The organism is Solirhodobacter olei, from assembly GCF_004010155.1.
Taxonomy (GTDB): Bacteria; Pseudomonadota; Alphaproteobacteria; order Rhodobacterales; family Rhodobacteraceae; genus Solirhodobacter; species Solirhodobacter olei.
Window position 1 is genome coordinate 94919 of sequence record NZ_RRYH01000015.1, and the last position, 22066, is coordinate 116984.

General features: G+C 67.4%; 14 protein-coding genes. 11 read left to right on the top strand and 3 right to left on the bottom strand.

What is annotated here, in order from left to right; genetic code table 11:
- The first annotated feature begins 43 nt into the window (after positions 1-43).
- From EIP85_RS12270 to EIP85_RS12300, 7 genes are all read left to right on the top strand, one after another.
- Positions 44-853 (top strand): DeoR/GlpR family DNA-binding transcription regulator, encoded by an 810-nt coding sequence (locus tag EIP85_RS12270; RefSeq protein WP_127902476.1) that lies wholly within the window; start codon positions 44-46, stop codon positions 851-853.
- 47 nt (positions 854-900) lie between these two features.
- Positions 901-1902 carry a rhamnose ABC transporter substrate-binding protein gene (gene rhaS, locus EIP85_RS12275; protein WP_127902477.1) on the top strand — a complete coding sequence of 334 codons (1002 nt, stop codon included), beginning with the start codon at positions 901-903 and terminating at the stop codon, positions 1900-1902.
- Between the two features lie 66 nt (positions 1903-1968).
- A complete protein-coding gene (locus tag EIP85_RS12280) occupies positions 1969-3516 on the top strand; it encodes a sugar ABC transporter ATP-binding protein (RefSeq protein ID WP_127902478.1) in 1548 nt (515 codons plus the stop codon).
- The gene (locus EIP85_RS12285; RefSeq protein ID WP_127902479.1) at positions 3513-4487 is read left to right on the top strand and encodes an ABC transporter permease; all 975 of its coding nucleotides are present in this window, start codon (positions 3513-3515) and stop codon (positions 4485-4487) included. The genes EIP85_RS12280 and EIP85_RS12285 overlap by 4 nt, the downstream gene beginning before the upstream one ends.
- Positions 4484-5473, top strand: a complete 990-nt coding sequence (locus tag EIP85_RS12290) for an ABC transporter permease (protein WP_127902480.1) — start codon at positions 4484-4486, stop codon at positions 5471-5473. The genes EIP85_RS12285 and EIP85_RS12290 overlap by 4 nt, the downstream gene beginning before the upstream one ends.
- A complete protein-coding gene (rhaM, locus tag EIP85_RS12295) occupies positions 5474-5788 on the top strand; it encodes an L-rhamnose mutarotase (RefSeq protein WP_127902481.1) in 315 nt (104 codons plus the stop codon).
- Positions 5785-7191, top strand: coding sequence for an FGGY-family carbohydrate kinase (locus tag EIP85_RS12300; protein WP_127902482.1), 1407 nt, complete (start codon positions 5785-5787; stop codon positions 7189-7191). Before rhaM ends, EIP85_RS12300 begins: the two co-directional genes overlap by 4 nt.
- A gap of 67 nt (positions 7192-7258) precedes the next feature.
- On the opposite strand, the gene EIP85_RS12305 is transcribed toward EIP85_RS12300, so the two are convergent.
- Positions 7259-10048 (bottom strand): methyl-accepting chemotaxis protein, encoded by a 2790-nt coding sequence (locus tag EIP85_RS12305; protein ID WP_127902483.1) that lies wholly within the window; start codon positions 10046-10048, stop codon positions 7259-7261.
- Between the two features lie 307 nt (positions 10049-10355).
- Between EIP85_RS12305 and EIP85_RS12310 the strand changes: the two genes are divergently transcribed.
- The 4 genes from EIP85_RS12310 (at position 10356) to EIP85_RS12325 (ending at position 17685) form a co-directional block, all read left to right on the top strand.
- A complete protein-coding gene (locus EIP85_RS12310; protein WP_127902484.1) occupies positions 10356-11795 on the top strand; it encodes a pyridoxal phosphate-dependent decarboxylase family protein in 1440 nt (479 codons plus the stop codon).
- Between the two features lie 312 nt (positions 11796-12107).
- A complete protein-coding gene (locus tag EIP85_RS12315) occupies positions 12108-13949 on the top strand; it encodes an ATP-binding cassette domain-containing protein (protein ID WP_127902485.1) in 1842 nt (613 codons plus the stop codon).
- Between the two features lie 146 nt (positions 13950-14095).
- Complete coding sequence (locus EIP85_RS12320; protein ID WP_127902486.1) at positions 14096-16465, top strand: glycoside hydrolase family 3 N-terminal domain-containing protein; 2370 nt, start codon at positions 14096-14098, stop codon at positions 16463-16465.
- On the top strand, positions 16462-17685 hold the full coding sequence (locus EIP85_RS12325; protein WP_127902487.1) for a glucoamylase family protein: 1224 nt from the start codon (positions 16462-16464) through the stop codon (positions 17683-17685). The genes EIP85_RS12320 and EIP85_RS12325 overlap by 4 nt, the downstream gene beginning before the upstream one ends.
- A gap of 75 nt (positions 17686-17760) precedes the next feature.
- Here the strand turns inward: EIP85_RS12325 and EIP85_RS12330 are convergent, their stop codons facing one another.
- A complete protein-coding gene (locus tag EIP85_RS12330; protein WP_127902488.1) occupies positions 17761-19527 on the bottom strand; it encodes an ABC transporter ATP-binding protein/permease in 1767 nt (588 codons plus the stop codon).
- 107 nt (positions 19528-19634) lie between these two features.
- Complete coding sequence (ppsA, locus tag EIP85_RS12335) at positions 19635-22028, bottom strand: phosphoenolpyruvate synthase (protein ID WP_127902489.1); 2394 nt, start codon at positions 22026-22028, stop codon at positions 19635-19637.
- Between the last annotated feature and the right edge of the window lie 38 nt (positions 22029-22066).

Consider the following 22066-nt stretch of genomic DNA (forward strand, 5'->3'; position numbering starts at 1 on the left):
AGTGCTTGGAATCAATGGAAGCCTCGGCGAAACGGAGGGCCCTATGCACGAGACCGAACGCCACCGGATCATTCTGTCCGCCGTCCAGGAACGGCCCGTGGCGACCGTGCTGGAGCTGGTCACGCTCACCGGCGCGTCAGAGGCGACGATCCGGCGCGACATCGCCACGCTGCATGTCCAGAAAAAGCTCCGCAGGGTTCGGGGGGGCGCGGAATCGATCGCCCCGCCGCAGTTCGTCGGCATCGCCGGGCGGCCCTTCAGCGTGAACGAGACGATCAACATTGCCGCCAAGCGGGCAATCGCGCGGGCCGCGGTGGAGCTCTGCGAGGACGGCGACCCAATCATCATCAACGGCGGCACGACGACCTTCCAGATGGTCCACCCGCTCTCGGCCCGGCGCTGCCAGGTTTTCACCAATTCCTTCCCGATCGCCGAGCATCTGCTGAAACACTCGAAGAACACGGTGCTGCTGCCGGGCGGCGCGATCTACAGGGAACAGAACATCATCCTGTCGCCGTTCGAGGACGACGGATCGAGCCATTTCTACGCGCGGCGCATGTTCATGGGCGCGCAGGGCCTCGGCCCAGTCGGGCTGATGGAGGGCGATCCGCTTTTGATCCAGGCCGAGCAGAAGCTGATCGATCAGGCCGACGAACTGGTTGTGCTGGTCGACAGCTCGAAGTTCCGTAACCGCTCCAGCCTCGTGCTCTGCCCGCTCGGGCGGATCCACACTGTCATCACCGACGACCGGATCGACGACCGCGCGGCGCAGATGCTGGAGGCCGCCGATATCAGGCTGCTCGCGGTCCCTTCCGGGGCCGCAGAGAAGACGGGCGCCGCGCAGGAGGGTTGAGGAGCCCGCGCGACGGCCGAACCAAGAGACGCTCAAGGGAGGAAAACATGAGCATCTTCAAGAAGGCCCTGACCACCGCCGCGGTCGCGACCGCGCTCGCCACATCCACCGCCACCATCGCGCAGGCGGCACCGATGCGCATCGCCGTCGTCGTCAAGGCGCTCGGCATCGGCTTCTTCGACGCCGTCCACAAGGGCGCGGAGGAGGCCGCGCAGAAGCTCGGCAACGTGAAGATCATCTACACCGGTCCCACCAACACCACGGCCGAGGGCCAGATCCAGGTGATCAACTCGCTTATCGCCCAGCATGTCGATGCGATCGCCATTTCGGCAAATGACCAGGATGCGCTGGTGCCCGTTCTGAAGAAGGCGATGAGCCGCGGCATCACCGTGATCTCCTTCGACTCCGGCGTCGCCAAGGCCGGCCGCGAGATGCAGCTTGACGACAGCTCCACCCCGCTGATCGGCAAGACGCTGATCAAGCTTGCAGCCGACCATATGCCCAACGGCGGCGAGGTCGCGGTGCTGTCCGCCTCCGCCACCGCGACGAACCAGAACGCCTGGATCGCCGCGATGAAGGGCGACATGAAGGACTATCCGAAGATCAAGCTGGTCTCGGTCGTCTATGGCGACGACCTCTCCGACAAGTCCTATCGGGAGGCCCAGGGCCTGATCAAGAAATACCCCGACCTGAAGGCGATCATCGCGCCCACCACCGTCGGCATCGCCGCCGCGGCGCAGGCGGTGGAGGACGATCACCTGACCGGCAAGGTCAACGTCACCGGCCTCGGCCTGCCCTCGCAGATGGCGGGCCATGTGAAATCGGGCGCTTCGAAGAGCTTCGCGCTCTGGAATCCGATCGACCTCGGCTATGCGGCAACGATGATCTCCTACAACCTTGCCACGCATAAGGCGAAGGCGGAGCCGGGCGCGAAGATCGGCATGGGCCGGATGGGCACGGTCACGCTCGACAAGAACAACATTGGCGTGATGAGCGACCCGTTCACCTTCAACGCCTCGAACGTCGACAAATACGCCAAGATGTTCTGATCGGGCGCAAGCTCCGGCCCGGCGCGCGATGCGCCGGGCCCCACCGCTCCCCGAAGGGTTCCGCCGATGACAGTCCTGCCGCCCAGGGCCGATCTTCAGACCACCGATCCGGTTCTGACGCTCACGGGCATCTCCAAGAGCTTCCCCGGTGTGCGCGCGCTCCATGACGTCGCGCTGGAACTCTATCCCGGCCAGGTCACCGCGCTCGTGGGCGAGAACGGGGCCGGGAAATCGACAATCGTCAAGATCCTGACAGGGATCTACCAACCCGACACGGGCGCCATCGCCGTCGCCGGGCAGCAGACGCATTTTTCCACCGCCGCCGCGGCCGAGGCCGCCGGGGTCACCGCGATCCACCAGGAAACCGTCCTGTTCGACGAACTGACGGTAGCGGAGAACATCTTTCTCGGCCATGCGCCGCGCGGCAGGATGGGCCTGATCGACTGGCGCGCGATGAACGAGGCCGCGCGCGCGCTTCTGGCCCGCATCGGCGCCGATCTCGATCCCTCCGCGCGGCTGCGCGACCTCGGCATCGCCTCAAAGCACCTCGTCTCGATCGCCCGTGCGCTTTCCATCGACGCCCGCGTGGTGATCATGGACGAGCCGACCGCCGCGCTGAGCCACAAGGAGATCCACGAGCTTTACGCACTGGTCGAACGCCTGAAGGCGGAGGGCAAGGCGATCCTCTTCATCTCGCACAAATTCGACGAGATCTTCCGCATCGCTGACCGCTGGGCGGTCTTCCGCGATGGCGAGCTGGTGGGACATGGCATGATGCGCGATGTGCACGAGGCGCAGCTGGTGCGGCTGATGGTCGGCCGCTCCGTCGACCAGATCTTCCCGAAGCGGCAGCCGAAGCTCGGCCCCCCGGCCCTTACCGTCGCGGGCTACTGCCATCCGACCGAATTCGACGACATTCGCTTCACCCTGCACGAGGGCGAGATCCTCGGCTTCTACGGGCTGATCGGCGCGGGGCGGTCGGAGGTCATGCAATCGCTCTTCGGGCTGACGAAGCCCTCCAAGGGCGCCTGTCGGATCGGCGACCGCATCGCCGTCATCCGCTCCACCGCCGAGGCGATCGCAAATGGCATCGTCTACGTGCCCGAGGACCGGGGCACGCAGGGCGCGATCAAGGGTCTGCCGATCTTCCAGAACGTCACCCTGCCCTCGCTTGCCCGCACCTCGCGCAAGGGCTTTCTCAGGCTCGCCGAGGAATTCCGGCTGGCGCGGGAATTCACCAGCCGGCTCGACCTGCGCGCGGCGAGCCTCGACCAGGACGTGGCGCTCCTCTCAGGCGGCAACCAGCAGAAAGTCGTCATCGCCAAGTGGCTGGCGACGAAACCCCGCGTCATCATCCTCGACGAGCCGACGAAGGGCATCGACATCGGATCGAAGGCGGCGGTGCACGAATTCATGGCCGAGCTCGCGGGACAGGGCCTCGCCGTGATCATGGTCAGCTCCGAGATCCCGGAAATCATGGGCATGTCCGACCGCGTCATCGTCATGCGCGAGGGGCGGATGGTGGCGGAATACGCGCGGGACGAGATGACGCCGGAGCGCCTTGTCCGCGCGGCGGCGGGCCTGGGCGACGGCATGGAGGAGGACCGGGCATGAGCCGCGCGCTGAAATCACGCGAGGCCCTTCTGGGGGGCGCTATCCTTTCGATGGTCGCGCTGATCGCGATCCGCTTTCCGCAATTCGTCGCGCCCTCGAACCTCGTCGGCACCTTCAACGACACATCACCGCTGATCCTGCTGGCGCTCGGCGAGATGGCGGTGATCCTGGCCAAATGCATCGACCTGTCGGTGGCGGCGAACCTTGCGCTCTGCGGCATGGTTGCAGCGATGATGAACACAATGGGGATCCCGCTGCCATTGATCATCCTGGCCGCCACCGCGCTTGGCGCCGTTGTCGGAATGGTCAACGGGCTTCTGGTCTGGAAACTCGACATCCCGCCGATCGTCGTGACGCTTGGGACGATGACGATCACCCGCGGGGCGATCTTCCTGATCTCCGGCGGCAAGTGGATCAACGACCAGCAGCTGAGCGAAAGCTTCAAGGACTTTCCGCGCAGCGTGGTTCTCGGCCTGCCGGTGATGGCCTGGGTGGCGATCGTCGTGGCCCTTGCCTTCGCGGTCCTGATCGGGCGCACGCCCTTTGGACGCAGCCTCTTCGCCGTTGGCGGCAACCCGAATGCGGCCATCTATACCGGGATCAATGTCGGCCGCACGCAAGCGCTTGCCTTCACTCTTGCAGGCGCGCTGGCGGGGCTGACCGGTTATCTCTGGATCGCGCGCTACGCGGTGGCCTATGTCGATATCGCCAACGGCTTCGAGCTGGACGTGGTGGCGGCCTGCGTGATCGGCGGCATCTCCATCGCCGGCGGCGCGGGCTCGGTCGCGGGTGCCGTCCTTGGCGCGCTCTTTCTCGGCGTGATCAAGAACGCACTGCCCGTCGTCGGCATCTCGCCCTTCTGGCAGATGGCGATCTCCGGCTCCGCCATCCTCGCCGCCGTCGCCATCAACGCGCGCGAGCGCCGCCGGGCCGGCCGCGTCATCCTGAAAACCGCGGAGAGCCGCGCATGAGCGACGCCCGACACATCCCTGACCGGCTGGACCGCCCCCTTAGGCGCCTGCTGCGCAGCTGGGAGTTCCTGCTGGCTTTGGTCGCGGTGGCGATCTTCATCGCCAATTCGCTGGCCTCGCCCTATTTCCTGAATCCCTGGAACCTTTCGGACGCGACCTACAACTTCACCGAGCTGGGTCTGATCGCCTTCCCGATGGCGATGCTGATCGTGGCGGGCGAGATCGACCTCTCCGTCGCCTCGACCATCGCGCTGGCCTCGACGCTGATGGGGGCTGCTGCCACCGCCGGCGCGCCGATCGCGGTGCTGGTGCTGATCGGCCTCGTCGTGGGGCTTTTCTGCGGTGCGTTCAACGCGGTTCTGGTGACGCGGCTTGGCCTGCCCTCCATCGTCGTCACCATCGGCACGATGAGCCTTTACCGCGGGCTCAGCTACATCATCCTCGGCAACCAGGCCTATACCGCATACCCGACCGGCTTCGCCTACTTCGGGCAAGGCTATGTCTTCTGGGTCTTTTCATTCGAGCTGGTGCTCTTCGTGCTCATGGCGGTCGTGTTCGGGGCACTCCAGCACCGGACCAGCTTCGGCCGCATGGTCTATGCGATCGGCAACAACCCGACCGGGGCGCTCTTTTCAGGCATACGCGTTGCGCGGGTGAAGGCGATCCTGTTCCTGCTCACGGGGCTCATGTCCGGCATCGCGGCGGTCTGCCTGACCTCGCGGCTCGGCTCCACCCGCCCGTCGATCGCGCTGGGGTGGGAACTGCAGGTGGTCACCATGGTGGTCCTTGGCGGGGTCGACATTCTCGGCGGATCCGGCACCATCCCGGGCGTGGTGCTCGCGGCGCTGGTCATGGGGCTCGTAACCTTCGGCTTCGGGCTTCTGAATGTGCCCGGCATCGTCATGTCGATCTTCATCGGCCTCCTGCTGATTGGCGTCATCGCCCTGCCCCGGCTCTGGTCGCGGCTGAAACCGCGGGGCACGTGAATGGAGAAATACGCCTTCAAGATGCAGCTGAACCCCGGCATGGCCGAGGAATACCGCCGCCGGCACGACGCGATCTGGCCGGAACTGGTGACGCTTCTGAAGGCGGCCGGGGTGCGCGACTACTCGATCCACCTCGACCCCGAGACGGATATCCTGTTCGCGACGCTCTGGCGGCCGGAGGATCACGGCATGGACGACCTGCCGGACCATCCCGTCATGCGACGCTGGTGGGCGCACATGGCAGATATCATGGAGACGTCGCCGGATAACGAGCCCGTGGCGCGGCCCCTTCTGCCAATGTTCCACCTGCCATGAGCGCGCAGCGCCACATCGCCGTGCTCGACATCGGCAAGACCAACGTGAAGCTCGGCCTGATCGACCGCCCGACCTTGGCGGAAATCGACCTGATGATCCTGCCGAACCGCGTGCTGCGGGGGCCGCCCTGGCCGCATTTCGATACCGAGGGGATCTGGGCCTTCCTGCTCGACGGGTTGAAAACCCTGCACGATCGCCACGGTGTCGATGCCATCGTCCCCGTGGCGCACGGCGCCTGCGCTGCGCTGCTTGCGGGCGACGGCAGGCTCGCAGCGCCCGTGCTCGACTACGAGCATCCCGGCCCCGAGGACCTTGCCGACGCCTACGACGCGATCCGCCCGCCCTTCGCCGAAACCGGATCGCCACGGCTGTCGCTTGGCCTGAACCTCGGATCGCAGCTACACTGGCAACTTTTCACCGACCCGGGGCTTGTCACTCGGCTCGCCACCGTCGTGACCTGGCCGCAATACTGGTCGCATCGTCTGACCGGCGTGGCCGCCACCGACGCCAGCTCGCTTGGCGCGCACAGCGATCTCTGGAATCCGGCCCGGGCGGATTTCTCGCCCCTCGTCGCGCGCCTCGGCCTTTCGAACCGCATCGCGCGGCCACGGCCGCCGGGCGAGATCCTCGGCCCGATCCGCGCCGATGTCGCGGCGGCGACCGGCCTCGACCCGGCGACGCCCGTCGCTTGCGGCATCCACGATTCGAACGCCTCGCTGCTGCCCTATCTCCTTGGCCGAAAGCCGCCCTTCACCGTCGTCTCAACCGGGACCTGGGTGATCACCATGGCCGTCGGCGCTCCGGTCGTGCCGCTCGACGAGGCACGGGATACCCTGATCAACGTCAGCGCCCTCGGCCAGCCCGTACCGTCTGCCCGTTTCATGGGCGGCCGCGAGTACGCCCTGCTCGGCGGCGGCCGCGCCGAAGCGGGCGCACAGGAGATGGGCGCCGCGCTCCGGGCACCCTTCCTTCTGCTCCCGGCGGTCGATCCGCTCAACGGCCCGTTCCGTGGCCGCGCCATGGCATGGTCCCCGCAAGAGCCCGACGATCCCGGGGTCCGCGAGGCCGCGCTCTCTTTCTATCTCGCGCTGATGACGGCAGAGTGTCTGGCCATCACCGGAGCCGCAGGTCCCGTCATCGTCGAGGGGCCCTTCGCAGCCAACCCCCGCTTTCTCGAGATGCTGGGCGCCGCGACCGGCCGGCCCGTGCTCACCTCCGGTTCCCGCACCGGGACTGGAAGCGGCGCGGCCCTGTTGTTCGACGGGGTCCGTGGATCCGTCCCCCTAGCGCTCAAACCGGTCTCCCTCGCCCCGGAACGCGCCGAAAGGCTTGCCGCCTATGCCGAGCGCTGGCGCAGTCAATGTGCCGCGGCACCAGAGACTCCGCCCGCGCGACGGAAATAGCGCCCGGGTTCGAGATACCGCTCGCCGCGAACAGACCGAAGGCGCGCTTGCCGGGCTTGACCGCCCCCTACCCCGCGCGGCGTAGTTTGCCGCTGCCGGCCCCGGCACGACCCGTGCGCCCGGTCCCCTGACCGGCGGCCGAGAAGCGCCGCAGCAAGGCGGAGAGCCGTATCGCCTCTTCGCTCAGCGCGTGGCTGGCGGCTGTCGTCTCCTCCACCATGGCGGCGTTCTTCTGGGTCGAGATGTCGAGCTGGCCGACAGCCACGTTGATCTCTGAGATGCCGGTTTTCTGCTCGCCCGAGGCAGAGGCGATCTGGGTCACCCGATCGGTCACCGCTCCGATCGCCTGCGCAATTTCCAGCAGGACCGAGCCGACCTCGTTCACCAACCCCACGCCATCTTTCACGCTGGCACCGCTTTCGCCGATCAGCGAGCCGATCTCGCGCGCGGCTTCCGACGACCGGTGCGCCAGCGCCCGCACCTCGCTGGCCACCACCGCGAATCCGCGGCCCGACTCGCCCGCGCGCGCGGCCTCGACCCCCGCATTGAGGGCGAGGAGGTTGGTCTGGAAGGCGATATCCTCGATCACGTCTATGATCGTCGCGATCTTGCTGGAGCTCGCCTCGATTGCCTGCATTGCACCGATCGTCCGCTCCACAACACGCTGGCCGGCGTCCGCGCGATCGCGGGCCTCCGTCACCATGCGGTCCGCCTCGCCCGCCTGCTCGGCCGACTGGGTGACCGATTGCGTCATCTCGGTCAGCGCGGCGGAGGATTCCTCCAGCATCACGGCGGACTTCTCCGTGCGCTGGGACAGGTCATCGGCCGCGCCGCTGATCTCCTCGGAGGCGCTGCGCACCCGCTCGACACTGTCGGAGATCGAGCTCATGACCTCGCCCAGCGCCTCGGCCGCCGAGTTGAAATCGCGCCGGAGCGCCTCGTAACCCTCGGGGAATGCCTCCTCGATCCGAACCGAGAGGTCGCCCTCGGAAAGCCGGTGCATGCCTTCGGCAAGCGCCGAGACGACGCGCGCCTGTGCCTCGGACTGGGCCTGACGTGTGGCCTCCTCCTCGGCCTTGCGCCTCGCCTCCTTCTGCTGCTCGGCCCTCTCGCGGTCGCGCTCGGCGCGGTCGCGGGCCTCCTGGCGCTCCCGTTCCAGGGCCTCTGCCTCCTCGCGTTCACGCCGGGCGGCCGCTTCGGCCGTCGCGCGTGCCTCGCGCGCGGCTTTCTCGTCCCGCTCCAGCTGTGCTTTCTGGATCAGCCCGTCACGGAAGACGCCGAGCGCCCGGACCATGGCCCCGATCTCCCCCCGCGGATGGCCTAGTCCGTCGACGGCGGAGAGATCACCCTCTGCGAGCTGCCCCGTCGCCCGGGTGACCCGGCCAAGCGGGCGGGCCAGCATCAGCCAGGCCAACACCTGCGCGAGCACCAGCATCACCACGCTCGCCAGCGCGATCCGCCCGAAGAGCAGGAGCGCATGGTCAAACTCGCCGCTGATCTTATTGCTGGTCTCGGTCACCGCGGCGGCGACCCCGTCGCTCATCCCCTGCGCCAGATCGACGATGGCCTTGGCGGTATCGGCCGCTGTCAGCGATGCGGCGGCGGCCTGCCGCCGCGCCTCAAGCACGGCGCTGCGCTCGGGCACCAGCCCGCCCTTGCCGTCCGAGAGGGCGGCCAGAACCTTGAGCCCGTCGCGTACTTCTGGCGGAGCGGCGGAGGATAGCTCGCGGATCTGCGCGAGATCCTGCGTCAGCTGCGGCTGCGCCTTCCGGACCTGTTCGACATCGGTCATCGTCAGGACGAATAGAGCGTCGGCGAGATAGGTCTTCGCGCGAGAATCGAGTTCGGCCGAATCGCGGAAGCTCAGCAACTTGCCGCCGGCCAGCACCTTCCTCGTGCTTTTGCCCCGCCGCGCGGCGTCGGCGCTGAGCTGGTGGATTGCAGTGCGGATCTTTTCCTCTGAGGCGCTCAGGAGGCTGTCGACGTTCTTCTGCAGGGTCAACAGGTCGTGCCGGCGCGCGTTGGCCTCCGATGGGCCGGCGTCGAGGATGCCGGCGAGCCGGCCGGCCGCGGTCGAAAGCCGGCCGGAGACATCCTGCAGCCCGTCGAATTTCCGCATCTCCGGCACGATGGTGTCCAGGTCGTGGACCGCCGCCCGCCCCATGTCCGCGAGCGTCGCCTGCAGTGTGGGCTCCGCCGTACTGCCCAGTGCCACCATCGCCCCGGAGGCGAGGTTCACGTCGGCCCGGGCGTCGAGCACCAGTTCCTGCTCCACGATGTCCACATCCACGAGCCGCTCCAGCGCCTGCTGGCCGGCCGCGAGCGAGGCCTGCCCGCCCGCGCTCAACTCCGCCATCGCGGTGTCGGCCCGGGCGCTCAGCGCCTGGTCGAGCTCCTCCGTCAGCCTGCGCATCCGCTCCATCGAGGCGCCGATCTTGGCCTGCGTATCGAATTCGCGCATCCGCGCAGCGATGAGCGCATCTATCGCGCGCCGGGCGGCGGTGATCGCCGCCTGGAGGTCCTGCGAGCGATCGCGCGCCAACCCGTTGGAGATCGCCTCCAGATCCGAGATCGTCTTTCGGGTCTTGGCGGCTGTGTACTGCACGCCCGCCTTGCCCTCGGCGATCAGCAGTTCGGCCAGCTCGCCGCGCAGGCCAACCGCGGCGCGGGTCAGCAGGGTGCTTTCCTTCAGCGCCGGAAGCTCGCTCTTCTGCAAATGCTCGATCCGGCCGGAGACCAGTCGCAGCTCCTGCGAACCGACATAGAGCGCCGCAGCGGTCATCGCGCCCATCGACAGCACGATGATCCCAACCTTGGCGGAAATCGAATGGATCATATCAGCGATCTGTCTGGCCATGTCGGGCGCTCCAGCGGGAAAGAGGGAAGAGCCGAAGCGGAGGGCAACCGGGGCAGTCGGTGGCAGATCGCCCCAACCTCACCGCCCCACACGCGGCAGCGCTCCCCCTGCGATTGCGTGTATGCCGCATCTGTCACTCCGGACTGCGAATATGCGGCGATCATGGGGCGGGCGGGCTTAAAGTCCGGTAAACCGGGCTCGCATGCCCGGCATCGCACCGGATACCCCCTCGAATTCCCGCCCGTTTTGGGCGAGACCGTGTGCAACCGGCGAAAGCAGACCGGGCAGCCAGTCGAAAGGGCGGATCATGCAGGAAGAGCGGCAGGAGGGGGCAAGGGGGCTCGACCCGCAGGATTGGGGCGCCTTGCGGGAGAGCGCGCATCGCATGCTCGACGGGATGCTTGACCATCTCGAACACCGCCGGGACGTGCCGCTCTGGCAGGCACCGTCGCCCGAGGCGCGGGCGGCCTTCGACATGGCACTGCCGCGCGCGCCTGCCGCGCTTGACGCGGTGCACGAGGATTTCCGCCGCCACATCCTGCCCTATGGCGCCGGCAACACCCATCCTGGCTTCATGGGCTGGGTGCAGGGCGGCGGCACCCCGGTGGGGATGCTGGCGGAGATGCTCGCCGCCGGCTTCAACGCCAATTGCGGCGGGCGCGACCACATCGGCCACGAGGTCGAGCGCCAGATCACCCGCTGGATGCGCGACCTCTACGGCTTCCCCCGGACCGCAGGCGGGATATTCCTGACCGGGGCGAGCCAGGGCAATTTCCTTGCCGTTCTGATCGCGCGCAGCCGGGCGCTCGGGCCGGAGGTGCGGCGCGAAGGGCTCGGCGGGGCGCGGCTGACGGCCTATGCCTCGGCCGAAGTACATGGCTGCGTGCCGCGCGCGATGGAGATGGCGGGCTTGGGCCGCGCGGCGCTGCGATTGATCCCGGCGGATGCCCTCGGCCGGATGGACATGGCAGCGCTGGCGGAGCGGATTGCCGAGGACCGGACCGCGGGGTGCACGCCCTTCCTGCTGGTCGGCAGCGCCGGGACGGTGAACATGGGCGCGGTCGACCCGCTGGCGGCGCTCGCCGATCTTGCCGCCGCAGAGGGGCTGCATTTCCACGTTGACGGCGCGCTCGGCGCCTTCGCCCGGCTGGCACCCGGGCTCGCCCCCCTGCTCGACGGGATCGAGCGGGCCGACAGCCTCGCCTTCGATTTCCACAAATGGGCGCAGGTGCCCTATGACGCCGGCTTCCTGCTAACCCGGGACGAAGCCTGGCAATACGACACGTTCGCCGCCGACAACGCCTATCTCGCGCGGGCGGAGACCGGCCTTGCCGGCGGCAGCTGGTGGCCCTGCGACACCGGGCCGGACCTCTCGCGCGGGTTCCGGGCGCTGAAGACATGGTTCACGCTGAAGACCTACGGCCTCGACGTGCTCGGCGCGATGATCGAGGGGACCTGCACCCTCGCCCGCGGCCTCGCCGAGCGGATCGAGGCCGAGCCGGGGCTGGAACTGGCCGCCCCGCAGGGCCTCAACATCGTCTGCTTCCGCCCCACGGGCGACCTGGACGGCGCGCGCAGCAGCAGCATCACCGAGGAGCTGCAATGCGAGGGCCGGGTCGCCCCCTCCCTGACCCGGCTCGACGGGCGGCCAGCGATCCGCGCCTGCATCACCAACCACCGCACCACCGCCGAGGACATCGAGGCGCTGGTGGAGGGGGTCCTGCGTCTCGATCGCGCGCCCGACTGAGGCCCGGGGAGAGGCGCGGAGAGCCTCTTCCGTATCCCGGACGGTGCCCAGATACCGCTTGCCGGCCGCCGCTGCGCCAATGCGATGCACAGGCGCAGCAGTTCACGGATTATTTCCCTGCCCCCGGCCGGAATCCGCCTGATTCCGGGTCCAGCGTAGGCCGAATCGCGCTACTCTGCATGTGAGGCACTGAGCAGCCGCAGGAACAACGGGGGAACTCCGGTGAATGCGCATGTGGACGGGCGGGACTTCGGCCCTCTCCCGCGACGGCAGGCACAACCGCAACCAGAACCGCGCACGCCCGTGGGGCGGATGCGAAGCTTCAACGGACTGCTGACCGCCTACTGGCGCTCTACCAGCAAGCGTGAGGCCTGGACGCTGGCGATCATCATCGCGGTGATGAGCTGGTTCATCTCCAAGGTCGGGATCTGGATGGCGGTTGCCGCGGGCGAGTTCCAGAATGCCCAGGCAACCTATCAGAACCCCGGCAACCTCGACCCCTGGCGCACGTTCCAGGCGGCGGCGGTGGCGCTGGTCGCGATGGTCTCGCTCAGCGTGGCGGCGACGGCGGTCCGCCATCTCTTCTCGGAGACGCTGCACCGCAAGTGGCGCGCCTGGCTCAACGAGCAGTTTACCGAGGCGACCCTCCAGGAAGGCAACACGATCCTGAAGATCCAGTCCAACCCGGGGCTCGATTCCATCGACCAGCGCCAGCAGGAATGCCTCAAGAGCCTTGCCGGCAACGCCATTGGCCTCGCCATGGGGATCATGACGGTGGCGACGGCGGTCTGGGAGGTCTCGAGCAAGCTCTGGGACATCTCGACCCCGATCAAGGGGATGGCGGCCTTCGGCGGCGGCGCGGGATTCGTGCTGACGCTGGGCGTGATCCTGCCCTTCGCGCTTCTCTGCACCTGGGGCTTCACCCGCATCGGCACCGTCATGCGCGGCGTCAACAAGCGCTTCATGGAGGCCGAGGGCGCCTTCCGTTCCGAACTGAACACTATGTTCCGTCGCGCCGGGCAGATCACCGCCTCGAACGGCGAGAAGGTGCAGAAGAAGGTCAACCAGACGCTCTACACCGACATCGACCATGTCTGGCACCGCAACAACCTGCTGCAGGCCAGCTTCATGGGGCTGCAGGGCTTCTACAACATGCTGTCGTTCCAGGTGATCGCCTCTGTCCTGGCCCTGCCAGCCTATGCCCAGGGCGCGATCGACTTTCAGACCTATGTCACCACCTCGGCGCTGATTGGGCAGCTGACCAACGGCTTTTCCTGGCTGATCAACGTGACCCCGGCGATCGCCTCGCTTAAAGCCGATGCAGAGCGGATCTGCGAATATGCCCAGGAGATCGAACATGCCCAGGACACGCGGGCCTATTTCCGTGCAACGGGCGTGCATGACTTTCAGTACAGCGCGCAGCCCGCGACCGACGGCATCCGCATCCGCGGCATGGAACTGATGCATGCCGGACGTGCCGCGCGCCCGTTCCTCTCGGCGCCAGAACTTCATTTTCCGGCCGGTTCCTGGACCGCGCTCGTCGGCCAGTCCGGCGCGGGCAAGACCTCTTTCCTCAACGCGCTGATGCGCCAGCAGGATTACGGCCGCGCCGACGTCTCCCTGCCCGAAGGGCCACGCCCGTTCTATGCCTGCCAGACAGCGCGCACCCCGGACCTGACGCTGAAACAGCTCGTCGCCGGGTCGCAGGACGAGGATGATTTCGAGGATGCCGAGATTGCCGCAGTCCTGGTCGAGGCCGGCCTGGGCAAGCCTGCCTTCCTGCGTGCGCTGAACGAGAAGGCGTGCAATGGCCGCCCCTGGGAGCGCGCGCTGTCCGGCGGGCAGAAGAAGCGGCTGATCCTGGCGCAGCTCCTTCTCCACCGCCCTTCGACGGCGTTCCTGGACGAGGTGACGGCGGGCCTAGACCCGCAGGCTCAGGCGGAGTTCTACGCCGCTCTGAAGAAGGCCTGCCCGCAGACGACCGTGATCTCGGTGATCCACAACCGCGCCATGCCGGTGCTGCCGGATGGCAAGCCGGTCTATGACCATGTGGCCGAGATCGATGCCGGCCGCCTCTGGCTGCGCCGGTTTTCCGCCGGAACCGCGCTGCAATCCGCAGCCGAGCCGCAGCGCAAGGCGATCCCCGCGGCCTGAGCCGCGCCCTGCCGGCTTCCCTTTCCGAGCCCCCTTGCGCATGCGCGGAACTTTGCACAGCTTGGCCCGGAACACCCCGGGCCCCGCGCCAATCGCGGGCGCCTCCGCTATCCTCCTCCGGTAACCCCGTTGAAAGCCCGCGCGCCATGACCGCCCAGACCGACAAGGACACCTTCCTCGACACCCTCCTCTCCCGGATGAGCCTGATGGAGAAGATCGGGCAGCTTAACTACCCCTCGGGTTCCGGCGTCGACACCACCGGCGTGGGACAGAAGGTCGACACGCCGGTGATGATCCGCCGCGGCGAACTTTGCGGCATCTCCGCCGGCGCCCGCCTTGCCGACCGGCGGGAGCTGCAGACCATCGCGGTGGAGGAAGGCCCGAACGGCATCCCGCTGATCTTCGGCAAGGACTGCATCCAGCGCTACAAGACCGGCGGGCCGATCCCGCTTGCGCTCTCCTGCTCCTGGGACCTCGACCTGATCCGTCGGGTGAACGAGATGACCGCGCGCGAGGCCCGAGCGGATGGCATCACCATCAACTGGGCGCCGATGCTGGATGTCTGCCACGATGCGCGTTGGGGCCGTATCGCCGAGGGGAATGGCGAGTTTCCCTATCTCGGCGCGAAAATCGCCGAGGTGATCGTGAGGGCCTATCAGGGAGAGGATGGCGACATGGCCCGGCCCGACCGGTTCATGGCCACGCTCAAGCATTTCATGGGCTACGGCCTCGCCCGCGCCGGGCGCGACTATGCCGGGGTGGAGGCCTCCGTTGCCACGCTCGCCCGGATCATGGAGCCGTTCCGCGCGGGGATCGAGGCCGGCGCCGGCGCAATCATGGTCGCCTTCAACACGATCAATGACATCCCGGTGACGGCCCATCGCACGCTCCTGCAGGACGTGCTGCGCAAGCGGCTCGGCTTCAAGGGGATCATCGTCACCGATTTCACCGCCATCGACCCGGAGCTTGTCCACCACGGCGTCGCCGCCAATTCGCGCGAGGCGGCGTATCTGGCCTTCAAGGCCGGGGTGAACGTGGATCTCGTCTCCCAGGCGTTCCTGCGCCACCTGCCGAAGCTGGTCGAGGATGGCGCGGCCCATCCCGAAGCTTATGCCGGGCCGGACGGCGCCTATCGCTACGGCCCGGTGACCGAGGTCGAGATCACCGCCCGCGCCCGCGAGGTGCTGGAGGCGAAATGGCACCTCGGCCTGTTCCAGAACCCCTATATCGGCATGGACGACGGCCATCGCTCGATGGTGACCTATACTGCGGAGAACCGCGCGCTGGTGCGCGAGGCGGCCGCCAAATCGCTGGTCCTGTTGAAGAACGAGCGCAATGCCCTGCCGCTTCCGGTCAAGGGCACGCTTGCCGTGATCGGCCCGCTGGCGGACGACCGGATCGACATGCAGGGCACCTGGGCGATCGACGTCGACCCCGAGAATTCGGTGACGATCCTCGAGGGGCTTCGCGCCGCCGCCCCTGCGGGGATGACCGTGCTCCACGCCAAGGGCGCCAATATCGTCGACGACCCAAGCCTTGCCGCGCGGCTCAACATGCACAACCGCGCCATGCCCTCGGTGGTGATCGGGCCGGAAAGCCCCTCCGCCATGATCAAGGCGGCGCTCGCCACGGCGGCGAAGGCCGACACGATCCTTCTCTGCCTCGGCGAAGCGAAGGAGCATGCCGGCGAAAGCTCCACCCGGGCCGAGATCACCCTGCCCGAGGCGCAGCGCCCGCTGTTCGACGCCATCGCCGCCCATGCCCGTGCCGAGGCCAAACCCCTGGTCCTGATCGCCATGGCGGGCCGCCCGCTGGCCCTGACCCACGAGGCCGCGCATGTAGATGCGCTGATCTGGACCGGCCATCCGGGCAACGAGGCGGGCAATGGTCTGGCCGATGTTCTCTTTGGAAAGGTCAGCCCTTCCGGCCGGCTTTCGCAGGCGCTGCCGCGCTCGACGGGGCAGCTTCCCTACCGGACGGAGGACCTCGTCACCGGCCGGCCGATCTGGGGCGCTGGCATCGACGTGGAGGGCGACGAAGAATACGACGCGAAGGGACATCACTGGTTCCGCAAGTTCACCACCGCCTGCATCCTCGAGGAGCCGATGGTGCCTCTCTACCCGGCGGGCTTCGGGCTCGGCTACACCAGCTTCCGCTACGGCACGCCGATCCCCTCGGCGATCCACCTGAAGGGCGACACGGAACTCACCGTCAGCGTCGAGATCACCAACACCGGCAAATGTGCCGGGGCCGAGGTCGCGCAGGCCTACCTGCATGACCTCGTCGGCCACACCGCCCGCCCCAAGCGCCAGCTGATCGGCTTCGAGCGGGTGGAGATTGCCCCCGGCGAGACCCGCACCGTCACCTTCCGCATTACCACCGACACCTTGCGTTACCCGGTCGGCGACAGCCTAACGCACTATACCGAGGATTGGGAACCGGGCGAGTTCGAGCTGTTGATTGGCCCCGATGCCGAGACAGTCGACCGCCTTCGCTTCCGCTGGGATCGCGCATGACTCTGTCCGACGACGGGCTGCTTGACCTCGTCCAGCGTCGCACGCTGGCCTATTTCCGCGATTTCGCCCATCCCGTCTCCGGCATGGCGCGGGAACGCTCTGCCGGGTCGGTCAGCTACGACGTGGCCGAGACGGTCACGACAGGCGGTAGCGGCTTCGGCGTGATGGCCCTGATCGCGGGGGCGGAACGCGGCTTCCTGCCCCGGGCGGAGGCAGAGACCAGGATCGGCAAGATCGTCGATTTTCTCGAACACACAGAGCATTACAACGGCGCCTTCCCGCATTGGATGAACGGCACGACGGGCGAGACGGTGGCCTTCTCCCAAAACGACACCGGTGGCGATATCGTCGAGACGGCCTTCCTGATTATGGGCCTTCTGACCGCCCGCCAATGGCTTGGCCCCGGAAGCCTTTCCACGCGGATCGACACGCTCTGGCACGGGGTCAACTGGGCAGGCTTCTGCCAGGCGCCCGACCGGATGATGTGGCACTGGCGGCCGGAAGGCGAATGGGCCGTCGGCCTGCCGATCACCGGCTATCACGAGGCGCTCATCGCCTTCGTCCTCGGCCTCGCCTCCCCGACCCATCCGATCGACCCGGCCGCCTACGAGATCGGCTGGAAGCGATCCCGGACCTTCGAGAACGGCAAGAGCTACTACGGAATCCGGCTGCCGCTTGGTCCCGATTACGGCGGCCCGCTGTTCTTCACGCATTACTCATTCCTCGGCCTCGACCCGCGCGGTCTGCGCGACCGGCATGCCGATTATTTTGAGCAGAACCGGGCCCATGCGCTGATCCACCACGCCTATGCGCGCGAGAACCCGAAGGGATTTCGGGGCTATGGCCCCGCCTGGGGCCTTACCGCCTGCGATGGCGACAAGGGCTACAACGCCTTCTCGCCCACCAATGACCACGGAGTGATCGCTCCCACGGCGGCCATCGCCTCGCTACCCTACACACCTGCAGAGAGCCTTGCGGCGCTGCGCCATTACCATGAGGTGCTGGGAGACCGGCTCTGGGGTGATTACGGCTTCTACGACGCCTTCAACGAGACGGCGGGCTGGGTGGCGGGAAGCCATCTCGCCATCGACCAGGGGCCGATCGTGGGGATGGTAGAAAACGCCCGCTCCGGCCTGCTCTGGCGCCTCTTCATGTCCGCGCCCGAGATCGGTCCGGCGCTTGCGAAAATGGGTTTCACGAGGGGGCCCACCGCGTCCTGACCTCGCCCATTCTTCTTGGCCCAAATACTCATTCCCGCCCGCCCCGTCCGCGCGCGAGGGCCGGGCGGGCGCGCCTTACTCACCCTCCCCGCCCGCCGGCACGAAGCAAGGCCCTTCCGGATCAAGCCGCAGCGTAAGGCGGCGCGTGTAGAACCCTTCCCGCCCGCCGTCATGGCCGATGTTGACCACGCCCACACCGGAGAGCGCGCCGAGGAAGATCCCCTCGATCCGCTCCCGGCTCGGCCGATCGAGGAAGTTGAGCGCGTCGTCGATCACCACCCAGTCCGGCCGCTGCAGCAGGGCACGGGCGAAGGCGAGGCAGTGTTTCTCGTTCTCGCTCAGGTGCCGCTCCCAGCGGTGGGGCTTGTCGAGAAGCCCGGTCAGCCGCGAAAGGCCGACCGCCTCCAGCGCAGCGGTCAGCTCGGCATCGGTGAACTCCGCCGCCGGGCGCGGATAGGCGACGCAGTCGCGCAACTGCCCGGTCGGCACATAGGCCCGGGCCGGCACGAAGATGATCCGGTTCCGCGACGGGCGCGCGATACTGCCCGCGCCCCAGGGCCAGAGCCCGATCAGCGCGCGGAAGAAGAGCGTCTTGCCCTCGCCATGGCCACCGCCGACCAGCACCCGCTCGCCCGGCATCAGCTCCGCCGGCCCGCCTTCGAGCGTGACGCAGCCCGCCGGCCCAGCGACCTGCACCCCGTCTAGGCGGATCGCGCCACCCTCCACCTCTGTCAGCGCGATGCGCCGCGCGTCCTGGCCGAGGCGGTCCATCGCCACCATCGCCTCGCGAAAGCCCGCCACCCTGAGCATGGTGGCGCGCCAGTCGGCGATGGCGGAGAAGTTGTCGACATACCAGCGCAGCGAGGCCTGTACCTGGTTGAAGGCGCCCACGATCATCATCAGCTCGCCGAAGCTCGTCTTGCCCGCGAAATAACTCGGCATGGCAACGAGGATCGGCGCGACGATGGCGAACCAGCCGTAACCCGCGGTCACCCAGGTGAGCCGCGTCGTCGCCGTCACGATCCGCCGCAGCACGTGGTAGACGGAGCCGAAGGTGGCGTCGAGCCGCGCACGTTCCGCCGCCTCGCCTCCGTACATGGCGATCGCCTCCACCCCTTCGGAGACGCGCACCAGTTCGAACCTGAGGTCCGCCTCGCGGGCGTAATGCTCGGCATCGAGGCGGATCAGAGGCCGCCCGACGGCCCAGCTGAGCGCCGAGGCGGTGCCGGCGTAAAACAGCGCGCACCAGACCATGTATCCAGGCGGATCAAACACATAGGGCCCGACCTTGAAGAACATGCCTGCGCTCAGGCCCCAGAGGACGCCGATGAAGGAGGCCAGAAGCAGCGTCGCCTGCAGAAGCCCCACACCAAGGTCGGTGGTCAGGTCTGCCAGGTGCTGTGCGTCGGCCGACAGGCGCTGGTCCGGATTGGTGCCGATGGCGCCTGCATTTGCCAGGCGGAAGGCGCGAAGCGGCGCCAGCCACTGACCGAAGAGATCCTCCACCAGCCCCTGCCGCAGCACCAGCCGGGCCATCTGGTTCAGCCAGGTCTGGCTGACGTTGAGAACGAGGAGTATCCCAGCGAGCATCGCGAAGACGCCGAGCTGGGTGGTGAATTCACCCAGGTCCTTCCGTGTCAGCGCGTCGTAGAACGGACGGTTCCAGGCATTGAGCCGGATCTGCATATAGGCCGTTGCGCCGACGACGCCGACCAGCCCTGCGGCCAGCCCCAGAAGACGGTTGCGACGGGAGGAGGCCCAGAAGGCCGCCACCATCATCCGCAACTCGGCCCGGAGACCCTTGCTCCAGGCGAGTGCGGGGTCGGCCCCGGCATCGGACATGCTTCCCGCCTCCGCTTGCGCCCCGGTTCAGCCGACCGAGGCAAACGCTGAGAGAAGCTTGGCCCGGCGGCGGCGAAAAGCAAGACCGCCGGGATGGTTGCGGGGCGCTACGCCTTCTCGGCGGCGGCAACATGCCGCTTCACGGCGAGGAAGCTGTCCGGCGTGACGGAGATCGTGTCGATCCCCGCCTTCACCAGGAGCCGCGCGAATTCCGGATCGTTCGATGGCGCCTGCCCGCAGAGCCCGACCTTGGCGCCCGCCTTGTGCGCGCGCTTGATCACCGTCTCGATCATCCATAGCACAGCCGGGTTCCGCTCGTCGAAGAGCTCCGCCAGCTCGCCCGAGTCGCGGTCCACCCCCAGCGTCAGCTGGGTCAGGTCGTTCGACCCGATCGAGAAGCCGTCGAAGCGCTTGGCGAAGTCCTCGGCCAGGATCACGTTGGAGGGGATCTCGCACATCACATAGACCTTGAGATCCTTCTTGCCGCGCTTCAGGCCGGCTTCGGCCATCACCTCCAGCACCTTGTCGGCCTCCTCCAGCGTCCGGCAGAACGGGATCATGACCACGACATTGTCGAAGCCCATCTCCTCCCTCAGCCGCCGGATCGCCTTGCATTCCAGCTTGAAGCCCTCGCGGTAAGCCTCTGAATAATAACGCGAGGCGCCGCGGAAGCCGATCATGGGGTTCTCTTCCTTCGGCTCGAATTCGCGGCCACCCAGAAGCTCGGCATATTCATTGGTCTTGAAGTCGCTCATCCGGACGATGACCGGCTTGGGATAGACCACAGCCGCGATCCGGCTGAGACCACGGGCCAGACCGTCGACGAAGTACTCCGCCTTGTCGGCATAGCCCTTGGTCAGTTCGGCGAGCGCCGACTTGGCATCGGCATCCTTGAGCCGGTCGAAGTTCAGAAGGGCCAGCGGATGTGCCTTGATCGCGTTGTTGATGACGAATTCCATCCGCGCCAGCCCCACGCCCTCGCTCGGCAGCCGCCACCACCGGGCGGCGGCAGAGGGGTTGGCCATGTTGAGCATGATCCTGGTCTTCGTCTCAGGCACGTGGTCGAGCGAGAGTTCCTCCACCTCGAAGTCCGAGATCCCGGCGAGCACGGTGCCGGTCTCGCCTTCGGCGCAGTTCACCGTCACGTCCTGGCCGTCATGCAGCAGATGCGTGGCGTTGCCGGTACCCACCACCGCGGGTAGGCCCAGTTCGCGGCTGACGATGGCGGCGTGGGAGGTGCGGCCGCCGTGATCGGTGACGATGGCCGAGGCGCGTTTCATGATCGGCACCCAGTCCGGGTCGGTGGTCGAGGTCACCAGGATCGAGCCGTCGACGAAGCGGTCGATCTCCTTAGCGCTTTCGATCAGGCAGACCCGGCCCGTCGCGACCGCGCTGCCGACCGAGAGACCGCTGAGCAGAACCTCGCCCCGGGTCTTGACGGTGTAGGATTTCATCGCCGCCGCCTTGGCGCGGCTCTGCACGGTCTCGGGCCGCGCCTGGACGATGTAGAGCTCGCCCGTCTCGCCGTCGCGGGCCCATTCCATGTCCATCGGCAGGCCGTAATGCGCCTCGATCACCGCCGCCATGCGGGCGAGGTCAAGGATCTCGGCATCCGACAGCACGAAACGTTCACGCTCGGCCTTCGAGGTCCGCACGTTGCGTGTGGTGCGGCCATGGGCGCTGTCGTAGATCATCTTGATCTCTTTCTCGCCCAGTCGTTTCTCCAGAATCGGCACCAGTTTCTTCTTGCCGATGAAGGGTTTGTAGACCTCGTACTCATCGGGATCGACGGCGCCCTGCACCACGTTCTCGCCCAGTCCCCAGGCCGCGGTGATAAGCACCACCTTGTCGAAGCCCGACTCGGTATCGATCGAGAACATCACCCCTGAGCCGCCGGTATCGGAGCGCACCATCTGCTGCACCCCGACCGAAAGCGCGACCTTCATGTGGTCGAAGCCCTTCACGGCCCGGTAAGTGATCGCCCGGTCGGTGAAGAGCGAGGCGTAGCAGCGGCGGCAGGCATCCAGAAGCGCGGCCTCGCCCGAGACGTTGAGGTATGTCTCCTGCTGGCCTGCGAAGCTGGCGTCAGGCAGGTCCTCGGCGGTGGCGGAGGAGCGGACCGCGACCGAGGCTTCTGCCCGACCCACGCGCTTTGAAAGCTCGCGGTAGGCGGTGGCGATGTCCTTCCGGATGTCCTGCGGCCAGTCGCCGGCGATCATCATGCCCCGGATCGACTTTCCGGCCTCGGCGAGCGCGATCTTGCCGTCCTTCAGGTCGGCCAGAACCGCGCCGATGCGGCTGCCGAGATCGTTGAACTCGATGTACTTGCGGAACGCATCCGCAGTGGTGGCGAAGCCCGCCGGCACACGGATGCCCTTGGCGGCAAGCGTGCCGATCATCTCGCCCAGCGAGGCGTTCTTGCCACCCACGCGGGCGACGTCACCGCGCTTCAGATTCTCAAAGAAAACAACGTTGTCGTCCAAGGCAACTTTGGCGTCCATAACGGCCTCCGATCGCGCTAATTCAACCTTTCCGAAAC

Bases quoted from the DNA above. Each gene is read 5' to 3' on its own strand.
- EIP85_RS12270 (WP_127902476.1), top strand. From the start codon at position 44: ATGCACGAGACCGAACGCCACCGGATCATTCTGTCCGCCGTCCAGGAA.
- rhaS (WP_127902477.1), top strand. From the start codon at position 901: ATGAGCATCTTCAAGAAGGCCCTGACCACCGCCGCGGTCGCGACCGCG.
- EIP85_RS12280 (WP_127902478.1), top strand. From the start codon at position 1,969: ATGACAGTCCTGCCGCCCAGGGCCGATCTTCAGACCACCGATCCGGTT.
- EIP85_RS12285 (WP_127902479.1), top strand. From the start codon at position 3,513: ATGAGCCGCGCGCTGAAATCACGCGAGGCCCTTCTGGGGGGCGCTATC.
- EIP85_RS12290 (WP_127902480.1), top strand. From the start codon at position 4,484: ATGAGCGACGCCCGACACATCCCTGACCGGCTGGACCGCCCCCTTAGG.
- rhaM (WP_127902481.1), top strand. From the start codon at position 5,474: ATGGAGAAATACGCCTTCAAGATGCAGCTGAACCCCGGCATGGCCGAG.
- EIP85_RS12300 (WP_127902482.1), top strand. From the start codon at position 5,785: ATGAGCGCGCAGCGCCACATCGCCGTGCTCGACATCGGCAAGACCAAC.
- EIP85_RS12305 (WP_127902483.1), bottom strand. From the start codon at position 10,048: ATGGCCAGACAGATCGCTGATATGATCCATTCGATTTCCGCCAAGGTT.
- EIP85_RS12310 (WP_127902484.1), top strand. From the start codon at position 10,356: ATGCAGGAAGAGCGGCAGGAGGGGGCAAGGGGGCTCGACCCGCAGGAT.
- EIP85_RS12315 (WP_127902485.1), top strand. From the start codon at position 12,108: ATGCGAAGCTTCAACGGACTGCTGACCGCCTACTGGCGCTCTACCAGC.
- EIP85_RS12320 (WP_127902486.1), top strand. From the start codon at position 14,096: ATGACCGCCCAGACCGACAAGGACACCTTCCTCGACACCCTCCTCTCC.
- EIP85_RS12325 (WP_127902487.1), top strand. From the start codon at position 16,462: ATGACTCTGTCCGACGACGGGCTGCTTGACCTCGTCCAGCGTCGCACG.
- EIP85_RS12330 (WP_127902488.1), bottom strand. From the start codon at position 19,527: ATGTCCGATGCCGGGGCCGACCCCGCACTCGCCTGGAGCAAGGGTCTC.
- ppsA (WP_127902489.1), bottom strand. From the start codon at position 22,028: ATGGACGCCAAAGTTGCCTTGGACGACAACGTTGTTTTCTTTGAGAAT.